Source organism: Citrobacter sp. wls714, assembly GCF_005281025.1.
GTDB lineage: Bacteria > Pseudomonadota > Gammaproteobacteria > Enterobacterales > Enterobacteriaceae > Citrobacter > Citrobacter werkmanii.
Genome location: NZ_SZWZ01000080.1, coordinates 1 through 16,301, shown reverse-complemented (window position 1 = coordinate 16,301; position 16,301 = coordinate 1). Strand labels below are relative to the sequence as shown.

General features: G+C 50.9%; 22 protein-coding genes. 21 read left to right on the top strand and 1 reads right to left on the bottom strand.

Annotated elements, in window-relative coordinates; all coding sequences use genetic code 11:
- Nucleotides 1-199 precede the first annotated feature (199 nt).
- The 4 genes from FDX11_RS17275 (at nt 200) to FDX11_RS17255 (ending at nt 3,423) form a co-directional block, all read left to right on the top strand.
- The gene (locus FDX11_RS17275) at nt 200-1,423 is read left to right on the top strand and encodes a site-specific integrase (RefSeq protein ID WP_057059102.1); all 1,224 of its coding nucleotides are present in this window, start codon (nt 200-202) and stop codon (nt 1,421-1,423) included.
- Nucleotides 1,424-1,437: 14 nt separating this feature from the next.
- Nucleotides 1,438-2,208, top strand: coding sequence for a DUF6387 family protein (locus tag FDX11_RS25530; protein WP_233405864.1), 771 nt, complete (start codon nt 1,438-1,440; stop codon nt 2,206-2,208).
- A 103-nt stretch (nt 2,209-2,311) separates the two neighbouring features.
- Nucleotides 2,312-2,596: an AlpA family transcriptional regulator gene (locus FDX11_RS17260; protein WP_137398296.1), complete on the top strand. Its 285-nt coding sequence runs from the start codon at nt 2,312-2,314 to the stop codon at nt 2,594-2,596.
- A gap of 20 nt (nt 2,597-2,616) precedes the next feature.
- A complete protein-coding gene (locus tag FDX11_RS17255; RefSeq protein ID WP_137398295.1) occupies nt 2,617-3,423 on the top strand; it encodes an antA/AntB antirepressor family protein in 807 nt (268 codons plus the stop codon).
- Between the two features lie 610 nt (nt 3,424-4,033).
- Here FDX11_RS17255 and FDX11_RS17250 read toward each other — a convergent pair.
- Entirely contained in the window at nt 4,034-4,237 is a 204-nt protein-coding gene (locus tag FDX11_RS17250) for a YlcI/YnfO family protein (RefSeq protein ID WP_137398294.1), read from the bottom strand.
- A gap of 217 nt (nt 4,238-4,454) precedes the next feature.
- Between FDX11_RS17250 and FDX11_RS17245 the strand changes: the two genes are divergently transcribed.
- The 17 genes from FDX11_RS17245 to FDX11_RS17160 form a co-directional block, all read left to right on the top strand.
- Nucleotides 4,455-4,646: a host cell division inhibitor Icd-like protein gene (locus tag FDX11_RS17245; protein ID WP_137398293.1), complete on the top strand. Its 192-nt coding sequence runs from the start codon at nt 4,455-4,457 to the stop codon at nt 4,644-4,646.
- The gene (locus tag FDX11_RS17240) at nt 4,639-4,833 is read left to right on the top strand and encodes a hypothetical protein (RefSeq protein ID WP_003826349.1); all 195 of its coding nucleotides are present in this window, start codon (nt 4,639-4,641) and stop codon (nt 4,831-4,833) included. Before FDX11_RS17245 ends, FDX11_RS17240 begins: the two co-directional genes overlap by 8 nt.
- On the top strand, nt 4,830-5,036 hold the full coding sequence (locus FDX11_RS17235) for a hypothetical protein (protein WP_125292965.1): 207 nt from the start codon (nt 4,830-4,832) through the stop codon (nt 5,034-5,036). The genes FDX11_RS17240 and FDX11_RS17235 overlap by 4 nt, the downstream gene beginning before the upstream one ends.
- On the top strand, nt 4,984-7,329 hold the full coding sequence (locus tag FDX11_RS17230; protein WP_170975616.1) for a toprim domain-containing protein: 2,346 nt from the start codon (nt 4,984-4,986) through the stop codon (nt 7,327-7,329). The genes FDX11_RS17235 and FDX11_RS17230 overlap by 53 nt, the downstream gene beginning before the upstream one ends.
- Before the next feature lie 293 nt (nt 7,330-7,622).
- A complete protein-coding gene (locus FDX11_RS17225; protein WP_137398291.1) occupies nt 7,623-7,844 on the top strand; it encodes a hypothetical protein in 222 nt (73 codons plus the stop codon).
- 82 nt (nt 7,845-7,926) lie between these two features.
- Nucleotides 7,927-8,349, top strand: coding sequence for a hypothetical protein (locus FDX11_RS17220; RefSeq protein ID WP_249360747.1), 423 nt, complete (start codon nt 7,927-7,929; stop codon nt 8,347-8,349).
- Between the two features lie 13 nt (nt 8,350-8,362).
- The gene (locus FDX11_RS17215; RefSeq protein ID WP_044245750.1) at nt 8,363-8,626 is read left to right on the top strand and encodes a hypothetical protein; all 264 of its coding nucleotides are present in this window, start codon (nt 8,363-8,365) and stop codon (nt 8,624-8,626) included.
- Nucleotides 8,627-8,858: 232 nt separating this feature from the next.
- A complete protein-coding gene (locus tag FDX11_RS17210; RefSeq protein ID WP_137398290.1) occupies nt 8,859-10,025 on the top strand; it encodes a phage major capsid protein in 1,167 nt (388 codons plus the stop codon).
- Nucleotides 10,026-10,076: 51 nt separating this feature from the next.
- Nucleotides 10,077-10,637: an HK97 family phage prohead protease gene (locus tag FDX11_RS17205; RefSeq protein ID WP_019077813.1), complete on the top strand. Its 561-nt coding sequence runs from the start codon at nt 10,077-10,079 to the stop codon at nt 10,635-10,637.
- A gap of 1 nt (nt 10,638) precedes the next feature.
- Entirely contained in the window at nt 10,639-11,877 is a 1,239-nt protein-coding gene (locus FDX11_RS17200; RefSeq protein ID WP_137398289.1) for a phage portal protein, read from the top strand.
- Complete coding sequence (locus FDX11_RS17195; RefSeq protein WP_137398288.1) at nt 11,870-12,400, top strand: HNH endonuclease; 531 nt, start codon at nt 11,870-11,872, stop codon at nt 12,398-12,400. Before FDX11_RS17200 ends, FDX11_RS17195 begins: the two co-directional genes overlap by 8 nt.
- Complete coding sequence (locus FDX11_RS17190; protein WP_137398287.1) at nt 12,397-12,735, top strand: phage head closure protein; 339 nt, start codon at nt 12,397-12,399, stop codon at nt 12,733-12,735. Before FDX11_RS17195 ends, FDX11_RS17190 begins: the two co-directional genes overlap by 4 nt.
- On the top strand, nt 12,728-13,021 hold the full coding sequence (locus FDX11_RS17185; RefSeq protein WP_001549740.1) for a head-tail connector protein: 294 nt from the start codon (nt 12,728-12,730) through the stop codon (nt 13,019-13,021). Before FDX11_RS17190 ends, FDX11_RS17185 begins: the two co-directional genes overlap by 8 nt.
- Entirely contained in the window at nt 13,021-13,464 is a 444-nt protein-coding gene (locus FDX11_RS17180) for an HNH endonuclease signature motif containing protein (protein WP_137398286.1), read from the top strand. The genes FDX11_RS17185 and FDX11_RS17180 overlap by 1 nt, the downstream gene beginning before the upstream one ends.
- A gap of 274 nt (nt 13,465-13,738) precedes the next feature.
- Nucleotides 13,739-14,095, top strand: coding sequence for a phage terminase small subunit P27 family (locus FDX11_RS17170; protein ID WP_023326190.1), 357 nt, complete (start codon nt 13,739-13,741; stop codon nt 14,093-14,095).
- Nucleotides 14,079-15,740, top strand: coding sequence for a terminase large subunit (locus tag FDX11_RS17165; protein WP_042998350.1), 1,662 nt, complete (start codon nt 14,079-14,081; stop codon nt 15,738-15,740). The genes FDX11_RS17170 and FDX11_RS17165 overlap by 17 nt, the downstream gene beginning before the upstream one ends.
- 13 nt (nt 15,741-15,753) lie before the next feature.
- Nucleotides 15,754-16,301 (top strand): tail assembly protein (locus FDX11_RS17160; RefSeq protein WP_137398285.1); only part of this gene is annotated, 548 nt, incomplete at its 3' end.

The window sequence follows — 16,301 nt, the reverse complement described above, 5'->3', positions numbered from 1 at the left end:
TTAACTGATTAGTATCAGTTCATGCCGTACTGTCATATTAGCTGTTTTCATGCTTTTAGATGATTATAATATTCATATAATAATCAATGTGTTGTATAAATTAATGCCTGTATATTGTTCCAGTGTTTTTCTTTGTTTATGCTATTATGCAAGCAATTCTGTATAAACATTTGTATAAACACTTTGGGCTGGGTGGTCTATGGCTGGCGAACTTAACAAACTGAGCGACAGGAAGTTAAAGGGGTTACATGGCATCCCGGCCAGTAAGATTGAGTTCTATGCTGATGGTGCCGGGCTGAGCGCCAAGGTAACGAAAGCTGGTGGTATTAGCTGGGTGTTTACTTACCGACTCGACGGGCAGAAGCTGCACCGTCTGACTCTGGGACGATACCCGGATATGAGCCTCAAGGAGGCCCGTTCTTCGCGTGATAAATGCCGCCAGTGGCTGGCCTCAGGTAAAGATCCAAAGCACCAGTTGGCGCTGACCACTCAGGAAACGCTTAAACCGGTCACTGTTAAGGAAGCTATCGAATACTGGATACGCGAATATGCAGAAGAGAACCGCGCGAATGTTGAAAGGCACAAAGCGGAGCTGCGTAAACACATTTATCCTTATATTGGGAAAATGGCGCTCGCTGACTGCGAAACCCGTTATTGGCTTGACTGCTTTGACAGGATGAAAAAGAAAACGCCAGTTGCTGCGGGTTATGTGTTCCAGATGTGCAAGCAAGCCCTGAAATTCTGCCGGGTTCGTCGCTATGCTGTGAGTACCGCGCTGGAAGATTTAACAATTCCAGATGTCGGTAAAAAACAGGCAAAAAAAGACCGGGTATTAAACGATAAAGAGGCTGGCGATTTATGGGCTGCCATTACCTCTGGAACTTGCTTCATGCCTTACTACACCAGGCTACTGACAATCTTAATGGTGTTTGGGTGCCGAACGCAGGAGGCCAGACTGTCAGAATGGAGTGAATGGGATATGGATGCCTGGGTCTGGACAGTTCCCAAAGAGCACAGCAAGGGCGGCGAGAAGATTGTAAGACCTGTGCCGGATGCCATGCGCAAATTCATTGAAATACTGCATGATGAAACGAAATTATCCGGCCTTTTGCTTGGATCGGTTAAAGGCAGTGAAGCGGTAAGCCAGTGGGGCCGTAGTGTTTATAAAAAGCTGGGGCATTCTGAACCATGGACACTGCACGATCTACGACGAACACTTGCAACGCATATGAATAATATGGGTATCGCTCCACATGTTGTGGAGCAGCTACTGGGTCACTCAATGCCGGGAGTCATGGCGATTTATAACCGTAGTCTGTACTTGCCTGAGAAACTGGATGCGCTGAATAAATGGTATGACCGTCTCGATATTTTGGCGGGTAATCACTCGAATATTGTTATTTTAAAGGCTGGTGAGAAATGAAGAAGATAAATAAAATGACCGAATTACCGAAATGGTTTTCATTGGACAATTACAATTCTATCAATGGGCTGAGTGATCTTGATTTAATTAATCAGTTAGCTATGAGAATGGAAGTTGCTAATGATGATTTTGAATGGCTTGATACCTATCCCGGAGCAAGAAATGAGTTCGCTTCATTTATGGAAGAAAGATTTAGTAACCCAATTCGGCCACTGAGCGGAAAATTATTTGCAGAAAAAATAAAAAGAAAAAAATATTCTGAATGGCAAATGGATTCCGTCGGAGGTGTTGAGCCTTTAAGATTAATTGATGTGATGCAGTTGTCTAAGAAAGCCGCTCATTATATTGATGAAAATAAAATTAATCGCTCATTGCGTGGACAAAAAAGGTCTGTAAGTAAGACCATAAGCGATAATGATCAAATGCATATTACTTTAGATTTGTCTTGGCCTGATGAAATTTTATTAAGCGATTTGGCTGCATTGTTGCCAATATGGCGAATGGATCTTGAAAGGAAAAGTGAAAATAGTTGTAAGTTAAGTAATAGCTGGAGTGTAATCAAAAAGAAAATATTCGATTACAAGATATTGCCAATGTTAGACCTTATGGAGTGGGCTAAAATTAACAATGCAACAATCACTAACAGAGTTTTATCTTTAGCCCTGTTTCCTAATGCAGAGTATGACGCCATTGGTATCGCTCAAACGATCAAACCGTTCATTAGAAATTTTTCCGCAGATTTTTCTATAGAAATATTAAAGCGCAAAGCTATGGATTCATTTTAATCGGGAAATCCATATAGAAATAATTAAAAAATATCTAATAGTGAACCATGCTTTTTAATAGCAAATAATAGCCTCCACAAAACGTAGAAACAGTGGAGGCAACATGCAAAATATCACCTTTATCCCGCCAAATCCTGAGCAGCGCCGCACCCTTTTAGAGGAGTACGGCTTTAAGTTCGACCGTCGAATCCGTGAAGAAGAATGTAGCGAGATCACCAGCCTTTCCCGTTCCAGCCGTTGGAAAATGGAGCAGCAAGGACGATTTCCATCACGCTGCCACTTCGGACGCAATAGCTGTGCATGGCTTCTTTCTGATGTGCTCTGGTGGGTTCGCAATCCGCCTGCAGTAGAGAACGTCAATAACCCGTACAGCCGCAAATCTGCTTAATTAACTACAGGTAATCGAACATGGAAAAAATAACTGCCTTGGCTGGCAGCGGCCAAACTCAACCCGAAACCAGCCAGAAAGATATTTCCAGCGATAATTTTGCTGCGCGAATCCCTGTAAACATGAGCAAGATTGGCGGGAAAGAAACCCAGTCTGTAAGCGGCCGTATGCTTCATACGTTTCTGGTTGTAGGGCGTGACTTTACCAACTGGATCAAAGGGCGCATTAAGCAGTATGGGTTCGTTGAAGGGGTTGATTATATGATTGTCGAATATTTGACCTCGCCAAAACGGGCGAGCTCAAAATCTCGCCAGCGTATCGAGCATGACTACATTGTCAGCCTGAATATGGCTAAAGAGCTTTCTATGGTTGAGCGCAACGCGCAAGGCAAGATGGCCCGCCAGTATTTCATCGACTGTGAAGAACGTCTGCGCCGCGTAGCACCAGAGGAACATGAGGCGGCGTTGTTGGGCTGGCGTAAAAATCGTGTAGCTGCCTGCGAAGATCATAAGAGTATGGCCGATGCAATGAAGGGCTATATCGAGCGCACCGGCGACAGGCAGCACGGCTTTGCCTACAGCAATGAATGCTCGTTCCTGAATAGCCTTGTGCTGGGTATGCACCCGCGAGTGTGGGCGAAACAGAAAGAAATTCCGGTTAAGCAGCTGCGTGACCATATGAACGCCGATCAGCTGGCGCTGCTGGCTTATCTGGAAAGCCGTGATTGTGCTCTGCTGGATCTTGATACCCGTACAGCAACCCGTAAGGCGAAACTCACCGAACTGGCACAACGCTGGCTGGTTAAGCGTGTTGGAGGTGCTGAGTGATTTTGCATAACTCAATTAGGGTTGCGCAGAATTTGAGCCGACGAAATTCGCACGCGCAAACCAAACTCGGTGATATGCCGAGTTTAAACAACCGCGTACGTTTAACGTACGGACATTGCAACCCATTGAAGGAACTTGATTATAACGAATCGTTAGAATCGGCTGGCAACAAACACGAAAAGTATTCGGGTTCGCCTGAACATCAACACTGCTTAGGTTCGGCAATCATCTTTAGAGGATGTATCAAGGAAAATCAACAATATGCAGTTGAGGTTTCGACGAATTTCTTCGGTAGCTGCAATGGCAGCGCATTTTTGCTCTACGAGGTAAATCAACAACGTACAGTTTTGCACCGTAATCCAGATTTGGCTTACGAGAGGGTAGTAACTCAAAATTACGAGGTTAACCAGCTGTCTCTGAGCGAGTCGGATAACAAACCCTCTTTAAGAGGGGAGGCTCTGATTTCGGCAGTGCCTCACAGCGCTAACGAAATTAGCCCTGTTCAGGAAAAGAGAAAGGGTGGGATTTCAAATCCTACCCTTTGGCTGGTGGTCTACCGACAAACTACCGAGAACCCGGCAGTAAACAGTATTACGGGGAGTAACCCTGTTCAGCTTTCAGATTCCGATCTGGCTTTCTTGCGCTGCTCAGATTTGAGTTTGCGCCCGCAGGCATCCAGAACCCACGCAGAGAAATTAGCACCGGCGTTATCTGCTTTCTCTCGCTCTACGCTGGCGTCAATCTCTTCAATCAGGTCATACGGAAAGCGGATACCTACACGCGAAGATTTATTGTTTTTATTACCTGTAGCCATTGTGGACAACCTCTTAATTATCTTTGGTGAGTGCACACCATACATCAAAGGTAGCCGAAATAAAATGCTTGACGTGGGTGCACACCAAAATATAAAGTGGCTACACACCCTATCCACAGGTAAGGCACAGGAAGTATCAAATGCAGCGAAGCCCAGAGGTGCGCTAACACCTTCCGGGCTTCTGACTACCGCCGTTAACGTAGATAACGAGGCAGCTATGAAAGATCATACCACACACCCGCAAGGGCGGAATAACTACATCTGGCGTTTTCTCGCACTGAGCGTCATCGGGCGCAACGTCATTCACATCACCGCCGCTACCGAACGCGAAGCCCGTGAGCAATCACCTGCTGGCTGCGTGATGGTATTCGCTGGCCGTCTGCCAGTTCGGGAGGCTCGCCATGCGTGAGCCAATCAGCTTAGACCAGGCCGAATATAAATCAGCGCTGGCTGCTTCACTCTTCGAAACCATTCTGGAAAAAGCCTGTGCTGAGTGTTCGGAAACCCTGCTGAACCATATCTCACTGGCATGTGACCTTAATCAGGAAATTCACCGGGCATTAATCGCCGAGCTGCGCATGGGAGAGACAAAATGAGACAGGTTCCTTTTGAAGTCCTGATGCACGCCGAAGACGCACTGGCTTACAGCAATCAGGCTCTGGCTATGCTGGAAATCTGGATGGACTCCCTCGGCGAAGGTGATGAACATGAATCTAACTGTGTGGCCGCCATTTTCAGCCTGGTGCATGAGTCAAAAGATCGTCTACAGAAAGCGCGGGAGGCTTACAGTGCAAAATGACTTTGTAAGCGATGTACGCAGCAAGGCAAACGGCTACTGGCCGTCAATACTGGAGCGCCTGGCGATTCCGACGAATCGCGGTGAGGGGCCGTGTCCGGCGTGCGGCGGCAAAACCCGCTACCGGTTCGACAATAAAGATAACCGGGGAACCTATTTCTGTTCGCACTGTGGCGCGGGTACCGGGCTGGATTTGGTGATGAAGGTCAATCAGTGCGGTGCGAGAGAAGCGGCTGAGCTGGTGGCCGAAGCGATGGCGCTGCCTATGCCGGAACCGAAGCCAGCCAGAGAGAAGCCTCAAACGGATATCGCCGGGAAGGTTGCGGCGTTGGCTGCTAAAGCCTCTCCGGGGCAGTCTGCTTACCTTACATCAAAGGGGCTTCAATGCCCCTTCCCGATGCTGTCCGATGGGTCGCTGCTGCTGGTGCTGAAAAACGGTGCTGGCGCGACGACAGGCGCACAGGTGATTAAGCCAGATGGCAGTAAGCGGCTGGTGGCCGGAACGGTGAAGAAAGGCTCTTTTTGCGTGGTTAATTCCGGTGAAACGCCGGAGACGGTGATTATCGCCGAAGGACTGGCAACGGCGCTTTCGGTTCAGCAGTTTCGCCCCGATGCGACAATTATCGCAGCGATTGACGCCGGGAACCTGCTGCCAGTTGCGCAGGTGATGCGACAGCGTTACCCGGATGCGCAGATCATCATCGCCGCTGATAACGATATTAAGCCTGGCGAACCAAACACGGGGAAATCAGCCGCAGAAAAAGCCGCTAAAGCTGTCTCTGGCTGGGTGGCTTTACCTCAGTCTGAGGAAAAGGCCGACTGGAATGATTTTCACCAGCAACACGGGCCGGAAGCAGCGGCAGCAGCATTTAATGATTCGATGTACCAGCCGGAGGGCGAAAAAGTGGCGGTAAAACTTAAGGCGATTGACGGCGGCAAGAAGCACGGAATCCGCGGAGAAATAAACCTGATCCAGATGGCGGACAACGAAAAGGCATTGTTGCTGGCTGGCCGCTATGAAGGGATCGCCATTCACGCAGAGAGTGAGGCTGTGCACCTGTACCGCGAAGGGGTATGGGTAAAAGCGGCACCACTGGAGTTAAGCCGTGAAATGGTTGCTATTTATAACGAAAATCAAACTAATTTCAGCAAACGTGAAGTAAACAACGTGATCGAAGCGCTGAAAATCGTTATTCCTGTCATGGGTGAACCACGTCGCAGCCTGATCCCGTTTGCCAATGGCGTTTACGATATGGAGAGCGGACAATTTTCTGAACATTGTCTGGAAAACTGGCTGGTTAACCATAATGACGTGGAATATACCGCTCCGACTCCTGGTGAAAATCTCCGTGATCACGCGCCAAACTTCCACAAATGGCTCAGCCATGCCGCTGGCAATGACGCGCTGAAAATGCAACGTATTTCGGCAGCGTTGTTTATGGTGCTGGCAAACCGCTATGACTGGCAGTTATTCCTTGAGATAACTGGCGAGGGTGGCAGCGGGAAAAGTGTCTTTACTCAGGTGGCTACGTTGCTTGCAGGAAAACACAATACTGCCAGCGGCAATATGGCCGCGCTGGACGACGCCGGAGGTCGGGCACAGTTTGCAGGTAAAAGTCTGATAACCCTGCCAGACCAGCCTAAATATACCGGGGAGGGTACAGGCATCAAGGCAATAACCGGCGGTGATGCCATGGAGATTAATCCGAAGTACGAGAAGCGCTATACGGCGGTATTACGCGCTGTCGTGATAGTTACCAACAACACGCCGATGATTTTCACTGAACGGGCTGGAGGTGTAGCCAGACGCCGGGTAATTTTCCAGTTTAATAACCGGGTTCGTGAGGAGGATAAGGATCCAGAGTTAGCGGAAAAAATTTTCGCAGAAATTCCGGTCATTATTCGTCGCCTGCTGACAAATTTTGCCGATCCGGAAAAAGCCCGGCAGTTGCTGCTTGAGCAGCGGGACAGTATCGAGGCGCTGGAAATTAAACGCGCGTCGAACCCTGTCGTTGATTTGTGTGCAGCGCTGGCGTTTATTAGCGAACCGCGCGGGCTGATGATGGGCGGAGGCAAGAAAGCAGATACCGAGCGCCAGCCAAGACAGTACCTGTATCACCTTTATCTGGAGTTCATGGACTACATGGGACTTACCAGACCTCTTAGCGTGAACGAGTTCGCCAAGGCGGTAAAAGAGGCAGCGAAGGAGTATGGTGGCGAATATCTCACGCGAACGGTAAAGGGGCGGAGACAAACCAACGTACAGATTACCGATAAAGCCGACGAGTTTTTATAAAATTTGACCTGGTTATCTACCTTGTCTACCTGATGATATATTTTTCTTTATATTCATTAGGTTAAGTGGGTAGATAACCCATATTTAGTTATCTACCTGTTATCTACCCTGTCTACCTGCTTCAAAAATCGGATCAGGTAGAGGACTAATGTAGAGAGGTAGACAGCAGGTAGACATTAAAAATAGGGTCGTCTACCCGATCAAAGCCTTGTGCCACAAGGGCTACAGCGATTAGGTAGATAAGGTAGACAACACCGGGTAAAACTTTTCACACACAGTGCAGAGAGGGAAAAATGTTAGAAGCCGGAATGGTTGAGAAGAAGTCAGCAGGTAGCGCAGCCCTCTGGATGCGTGAAGCCGTGGAGGCAATAGATAAACAGTTCGGCACGGGCTATGCCAGAGAGCACCCTGAGCTGGTGGCAGGATTCATGCAGGCGGCAGCCATTGATCAGGCGGGAATGTATATCCGGTCACTGGTGGAAACGCTGGATTTATGGCCTGGCTCGCTGACTTAAAGCTGAGAGCGAACGGACACTTAAACGTATATTTTTTGATTTTATAACCGTGGATGGGGTGAAAATGAGGAAAGGCAATAGTGTGAAAAAATATACCGTCTGTTCTGGCAGGCCGATGTTAAGCGTGCCAGCGGATCACCTGGCTTACTGTGATGCCCAAAAATACCCCGTGATTATCATCTGGAAGCGTGCGCGGTATGCTGATGTGACATGGTTGAATGAACCTTTCCAGCATTCACATGGCTGGCTTTGGCAACGCGATGACTTCCGGGCTGATATTGAGGAAAGGGGAGAGACTATTTTCCGACGTTACAATCGTGGGGAAAAATCAGCGCGTGCAATCCAGCACAGCATGATGACACTCTACGATCTGACAATCACCGGCGCTGAGATGGCCGCCAGTGACTTGTTTGACATGACGCTAAGTATCGTTGCTGAGTATGAGGAAAGGCGCGAAAACGCTACCTTAATCGATGGTGATACCATGAAGGTTTTTTCTGACTGAAGGAGCAAAGCAAATGTTTACTTATAAGGACGTTCTGGAACATCGGAAGGTGCATGGCATTGAAAATGCCGTACAGGATATGGGAGTTAATGAGTACGCTGCTGCACTTGATAAAGATGCGGTGGTGATGATTGATTCTCACGGCTTCATTGTGGATTCGTTCACGGGAATGGCTCTGGCTGCTGATGGCGAACAGCTGGATCTCCTCATAGCGCATCTGGAGAAAATGCGTAAGGATATGCCGGAAAAGAACATGCGGGATTTGCTGAATAAATAAATTTTGTAAATTATTCGTACTCATGTTTACCCGTGATTACCCCTGTCTCTGACGGGGGTTTTCTTTATATTTTTCATGTATATCTTGAAGAGTGGCACTCAGACGTGAGCCGCCACTGGCCGTTAAGTCAAGCTGTAGCGAGTACAGCCTGCGAGAGGCAGAAAAAGATTTAACGGCCATCCCTCCCGCGCTGGTTTCACGTCTCAATCTTAATTGTTACGGAAACCACTCCATGAAGAAATTACTTGAATTACGCCAGCAGAAAGCCGCACTCAAAACGCAGATGCGTAATATGCTGGAGAAAGCCGACATTGAAAAACGCAGCCTGAATGAAGAAGAAGGTAAGCAGTTCGACGAACTCCGCGCCCAGGCTGATACTCTTGAAATTGAAATCACCCGCCTTGAAGCCGTCGCTGACGATCAGCGCAATCTGCCTGGTACTTCCGTTGAAGGTGAGCCAGTAAGCAACGACGAGCTGCGCCACTACATCATGACAGGTGATACCCGTTCTCTCTCCACGCTGGTGCAGGCTGACGGCGGTTATACCGTTATCCCTGAGCTGGACAAAGAGATTATGCGCCAGTTGCAGGATGATAGCGTGATGCGCTCCATCGCAACGGTGAAGACGACCAAAACCAACGAATACCAGAAGCTGGTATCTGTGGGCGGCACTACCGTTAATCGCGGCACAGAAGGTGAACCACGCACCGAAACCAGCACGCCGAAGATGGAGCGCGTTGATATCAAACTCAACCCGATCTACGCCTACCCGAAAACCACTCAGGAGATTCTCGACTTCTCCGAGGTGGATATTCTGGGCTGGCTGTCTTCTGAAATTGCCGACACCTTCACCGCTACCGAAGAGAGCGACTTTGTGAACGGCGACGGTGATAAAAAATCCAAAGGTTTCCTGTCTTACCCTCGCGCGGCCACTGCCGACAAAACCCGTCCGTTCGGTACGCTGGAGAAGATGGAAGCCGCTGACGTTTCCTCTGATGGCCTGATCGACCTGCTGTATAAGCTGAAAGCCAAATACCGCAAGAACGCCGTATGGGTGATGAATTCCAACACCGCCGCCAAACTGCAAAAGCTGAAAAACGGCAACGGGGATTACATCTGGCGCGATCGTCTGGTTGCCGGTTCTCCCGATACGCTGCTGGGCCGTCCTGTTCAGTATCTGGAAACCATGCCTGATGCGGAAGCGGGCAAAGCGTTCCTCGCGGTTGGCGACTTCAAGCGCGGCTATTTCATCGTGGATCACACCACTGGCGTGCGTACCCGTCCTGACAACATCACCGAACCGGGTTTCTATAAGGTGCATACCGATAAATACCTGGGCGGCGGCGTAGTGGACTCCAACGCCATCAAGGTGCTTGAGCTTTCCGGCTCCGGTTCCTGATTTGACGTTTAAGGGGCTTCGGCCCCTTTTTGCCCTCTGTGGAGTCCAGTAATGAAAACAATCGATTTTGAAATCCGTACCTCCGAAGTGAGCGCCAGCAACAAAAAGCTGGTGGGCTATGCCGTGCGCTGGAACAGTCTCTCAGAAATTATCTGGGACGAGTTCCGTGAGCAGTTTGCGCCGGGCGCATTTAAAGACAGCCTGGCATCCGGTAGCGATGTGCGTGCGCTGTACGAGCATAACTATACCCAGCTGCTGGGCCGCACTAAATCCGGCACGCTGGTGCTGTCCGAAGACGATACCGGGCTGCGCTTCGAACTGACCCCGCCGAATACCCAGCTTGGCAACGATGTGCTGGAGCTGGTGGAGCGCGGGGATATCTCCGGCATGAGCTTTGGTTTCCGGGCGCTGAAAGAGGCGTGGGATATTGCTCAGTCTCCATACCTGCGCACTGTTACCGCTGCCGAACTGCGGGAGATTACCGTTACCTCTATGCCTGCTTATCCTGAGTCTGGCGTGGAAATCGCGCACCGTTCGCTTTTCTCCCAACATCCTGAACTGCGCCGCGCTGGCGATAACCGTCGCCGCTGGGCTGAATTAGCGGGGCTTTGATATGTGGAATATCTGGCCGTTTGGCCGTAAGTCTGAACCCTCCGAACAGCGCAGTATGACCATTGATGAGTGGCTGGCGATGGCAGGGATTCCAAATACTGGATCAGGCGAGTATGTGTCTGCGGGTACTGCGGAATCTCTGCCGGCGGTCATGAACGCCGTATCAGTTATCAGTGAGGCGGTGGCAACAATGCCCTGCTATCTCTACCGCGTCCGTAATGATAATGGTCGTGAGGCGCGAGAATGGCTGAGTAATCACCCAGTGGATTTTCTCCTGAACGAGCAGCCGAACGACTGCCAGACGCCTTATCAGTTTAAACGCACGATGATGCGCCATTGTCTGCTGAATGGTAACGCCTATGCGGTGATCAAGTGGGGCCGCGACGGCCAGCCGCAATCCCTGCACCCGTATGCGCCGGGGGCGGTTGTTCCCGAGCGTATCGGCCAGCATAAGTACAAATACACCGTTACAGAGCCGTTTACCGGGGCTGTGCGCACCTATCTACAGGAAGAGATTCTGCATCTGCGTTACTCCACCGATGATGGCTTTCTGGGGCGTTCGCCTATCACCGTCTGCCGTGAGGCGCTGGGGTTAGGTCTGGCACAGCAGCGCCACGGTGCCAGCATTATGAAAGATGGCATGATGGCGGCTGGCGTGGTGGTCACTAAAGAGTGGCTCGATAGCGTGAAGGGCAAACAGGCGATGGATGCACTGGATCGCTACAAGGGCGCCAGAAATGCCGGTAAAACACCGATCCTTGAAGGTGGCATGGACTACAAGCAGCTTGGCATGAGCAATCAGGATGCCGAATGGCTGGCGTCGCGCCGGTTCTCCATTGAAGACATTGCCCGCATGTTCAACGTGTCGCCCATCTTCCTGCAGGAATACAGCAACAGCACCTACAGCAATTTCAGCGAAGCGAGCCGCGCCTTTCTCACCATGACCATGCGCCCGTGGCTGGCGAACTTCGAGCAACAAATCAAATCTGCTTTGCTGGTGGCCTCTCCGGTTCCGGGAACCCGCTATCAGGTGGAGTTTGACTCTGCTGACCTTCTCCGTGCCACACCTACCGAGCGTTACGCCACTTATGAGCGCGGCATTAAGAACGGGATCATGAACCCGAACGAAGCCCGTGAGCGTGAGGGGATGCCGCCGCGTGAAGGTGGTGACGAATTCAGCCAGGCATGGAAGCAGCAGATCGAAGTAAATAGCGATAAAGAGGGTAAGTCTGATGGTTAATCAACTGTTCCTTCACGAGTGTTTTGAATATTCAAACGGTGCTTTGATCTGGAAAGAAAGGCCAGTTCATCATTTTAAATCCAAGAGAGGGTTTAACAGTTTCAATACACAATTCGCTGGAAAAATTGCAGGGCGGTGTAATTGTCGTGGTTACTGGCAGGTTGGTTTAAGTGGTCACCGCCTGCTTAATCATCGGGTTATCTGGATGATGTTTCATGGTGATATTCCGCAAGATTACGAAATTGACCATGTGAATCACGTTAAGGGCGATAACCGTATAGAAAACCTTCGGTTAGTTACCCATATGGAAAATGGGAAAAATCAGTCTGCCGGAAAAAATAATAAGTCTGGCTTTAATGGCGTACTGAAAAGTAAAGAGGGTAATCGGTGGAGGGCGTTTATTTCGGTGAATCGCAAAAAAATTCACCTTGGTTCATTTCTTACCAAGCAAGCAGCAATTCAGGCGAGAAAGTCTGCGGAAATTAAATATGGCTATCACGCTAACCACGGAGGCCAGGTATGAGAGCCGGGAAGATGAAGCGCCGCGTTACCTTCCAGAAGTCAGAATCTCATCGTGGCCCTACTGGCGAGATTATCTACGAATGGTCTGACCTCGCCACCGTCTGGGCTGAGATTCGGACTATCAGCGGGCGCGAGCGTATGTCATCGGGTGCTATTTACTCTGAGGCCACCGTGCGTATCTGGACGCGCTACCGCGAAGATATCACCACCGCAAACCGCATTCTGTACCGCTCGCCAAACGTCCGGGGGCAGGTTTACGGCATTGTGGCCGTAATTCCTGATGTGGATCACACCCGGCTTGAGCTGCTGTGCAAGGGAGGCATTTTCAATGAGTGAGTTAATCGGACTGGAAGAAGCAAAGCTGCATTGCCGTATTGATGATGATTATGAAGACACGCTGATACAGGCGTACATCGAAGCTGCGCTGGAGGTCTGCCAGAAGCATATTGGCAAGCGATTTGATAACGGTCTGGAGTTCACCCCTGCTATCAAGATCGGCTGTCTGATGTACGTTTCTCAGCTGTACGAGTACCGCACGATGATTGGTGACACCGACGCCAAGGAGATACCGATGGCTGTCTCTGCGTTGTGGTCTGTCTACCGAGATGTGGGGGTGTACTGATGCCGTGGCAACCACTACGCCGGTGCACAGAGCCGGGATGCAATAAACGGGTGAAGTCTGGCAAGTGTGACGAGCATAAGCGGGAAGCGTGGCGGGCAGAGGATGCCAGACGCGGCCACCGCCGCGCGCGTGGTTACTCAGCATCATGGGAGAAGTACCGCGCTCAGTACCTTAAGCGCTATCCGCTGTGCGTTGAGTGTCAGAAGCTGGGCCTCTACGTGCCTGCAAAGATTGTCGATCACATCATCCCTATCAACGGCGGTGATGACGTTCTGTTCTGGCCTGAGTGGAATCACCAGCCGTTATGCCAGGCGCATCATAACCAGAAGACCACACAGCAAGACCCAACCACCAAAGCGAAGCGCAAAGCAGGGCTGTACCGTGAGCAGGAAGATCGTGCAGCCCGTCGCAATGACTGGATGTATGAGGCTGACAATGACTGAGCAGGAACAGCAGCGGCTGATTAGTGGGCTGATAAAGCAGCGCGAGGCATGGCAACCAGCCAGACAGAGAGCGCACACGAAGCCCGTAGCAAAGCGCATGAGCCAGCGTGACCGGGAGCTTATGGAATGCTTCCGCAACCACTGACAGGGCGCATGGACGGGGTGGGGGGAGGTTTTAAAGACAAACCCCCTGCTGCAAGGCACCACCCGCCCCCTCAAATTTTTACGCACGGTGATTTTTTTGAAAATAAAACAGACAGGAAAACAGTAAGTTATGGCAAGACCACCCAAACCGCCCGCCTACCTTGATGAAATCGCGGCGCAGCAGTGGAAAGCAAAGGCGAAGCAGCTGGCGGAGCGCGGGGATCTGACGCCTGCCGACTGGAACAACCTTGAGCTGTATTGCGTCAATTACTCGATGTACCGCAAAGCAGTGGAAGACCTTGCTACGCGGGGATTCAGCATAGTGAACAGCCAGGGCGGTGAGAGCCGTAACCCGGCACTGAGCGCAAAAGCGGATGCCGAAAAAATTCTCATAAAAATGTCGTCGCTACTGGGCTTTGATCCGGTAAGCCGCCGCCGTAATCCGGTAGAAACGGAAGAGGAGGACGAGCTTGACCGTCTGGAATGATTACGCCAACGCCATTAAATCGGGTGAAATTCCGGCCTGTAAGCGCGTAAAACAAGCCGTTGAAAGGTACTTTTCAGACCTGAATGACCCTCGTTATGAGTTCGATACGGCGACCGTGGAGCGGTTTATTGCCTTCTCCCGGCTCTGTCCACACGTCAAAGGCCCGCTGCGGGGCCAGCCAATCGAGCTGGAGCCGTGGCAACAGTTCGCTTTTGCTAACCTGCTGGGCTTTAAAGTCAGGGAGTCAGGTCGCCGTAAGTACAGCAGCGCCTTTATTGAGGTGCCGCGCAAGAACGCCAAATCCACCGTAGCCGCCATGCTGGCTAACTGGTTTCTGGTAATGGAGAAGGGCCAGCAGGATATCTACACGGCGGCGGTGAGCCGGGATCAGGCCCGAATCGTATTCGACGATGCCCGCCAGATGTGCCTGCTGTCAAAACCGCTGAAAAAGCGCGTCAATATCCAGGCGCATAAGGTCATTTTCCCGAAGAGCAACAGCCTGTTAAAGCCGCTGGCGGCGAAAGCGGCCACCATTGAGGGGACTAACCCCAGCCTGGCAATTGTCGATGAATACCACCTTCACCCGGATAACGGCGTTTATTCCGCGCTTGAGCTGGGTATGGGCGCACGTCCTGAGGCGATTTTGTTCGCCATCACGACCGCCGGGAGTAACGTTGTCTCCGCCTGTAAACAGCATTACGACTACTGCTGCCAGATTCTTGCCGGGGAAGAGAGCAACGATTCGCTGTTTGTCCTGATCTACGAGCTGGACGACGAAAGCGAGGTTGAGCAGCCTGAAATGTGGATCAAGGCCAACCCTAACCTGCATGTGTCCGTTGACGCGGCGAAACTGGAATCCACAATCCAGAAAGCGCGGGGCATACCGTCGCAATGGGTGGAAATGCTGACCAAACGTTTCAATATCTGGTGTCAGGGCTCCACGCCGTGGATGGGCGCCGGTGCATGGGATGCCTGTGCGCTCGACTATAACGAAGACGATCTGGCCGGAATGGAGTGCTACGCCGGGTTTGACCTGTCCTCTACCAGCGACATCACCAGCGTGAGTTACGCTTTCCCGTTCGACAGGGAGATCCGCCTGCTGACCCGTCATTATCTGCCGGAAGCCCAGCTACTTAACGTCGCCAACAAAAACCGCGCCATCTACCGCCAGTGGGTAAAAGCGGGATGGATACGCACCACGCCCGGCGACTGCATCGACTATGACCGCATCCGTGACGATATTCTGCGCGACGCTGAAATCTTCAATATCAGGCTGGTGGGTTTCGATACGTGGAACGCCACGCACCTGCGCACCCAGCTACAGGGGGCGGGGCTTGATGTGGAGCCGTTCCCGCAAACCTATCTCAAATTCAGTCCGGTGGCGAAATCATTTGAGGTGTTCGTTAACCGTAAGGTGGTGCGTCATCGTGGCGATCCGGTTCTGGCCTGGGCAATTGGAAACGTGGTGATGGAGTCCGACGCTAACGCCAACATTAAGCCCAACAAAAAGAAATCCTCTAACAAGATAGACCCTGCGGTATCTGCGCTGATGGCGTTCGGCACCTTCCAGGCTGAGCATGAGGATTTTGCTTTCGATATGAGCGACAGCCACAAACAACGGCTGGCGACATTTAACGGTATCTGACTGGAGTAAAACTATGAATACAGCAAACCATGAAACCATGAGCACGATCCTTCTGAGCGGCTCGCTGGCTAAACTTTTTGGCCGTACTCACCAGCGGCTTATTGGCCCGACACGTGAGGCGTTTACTGCGTTATCCGCCACCATTCCCGGCTTTCAGAAATTCATGAATACCAGCAAAGCCCGAGGGCTAACGTTCGCTGTATTCGTGGACAAAAAGAACGTTACTCAGGATGATCTCGATTTTCCGAACGGCAACAGGACTATTCGAATTGTTCCCGTCATAATCGGGAGCAAAAAAGCTGGCGTACTGCAAACAATTCTCGGCGCTGCGCTAATTGCAGTGGGGGCTGTGCTGAGTTTTACACCCTGGGCAGCAGCTTCACCATTTTTCTATAAATTTGGCGCAGCGATGGCCTTGGGCGGTGTTGTTCAGATGCTATCACCTCAACCTACGGGTTTAGCCAGCAAACAAAGTGCCGATAATAAAGCCTCGTATGCGTTTGGTGGCGTTACTAATACTGCCGCGCAGGGCTATCCCGTCCCTCTGGGATATGGTAAGCG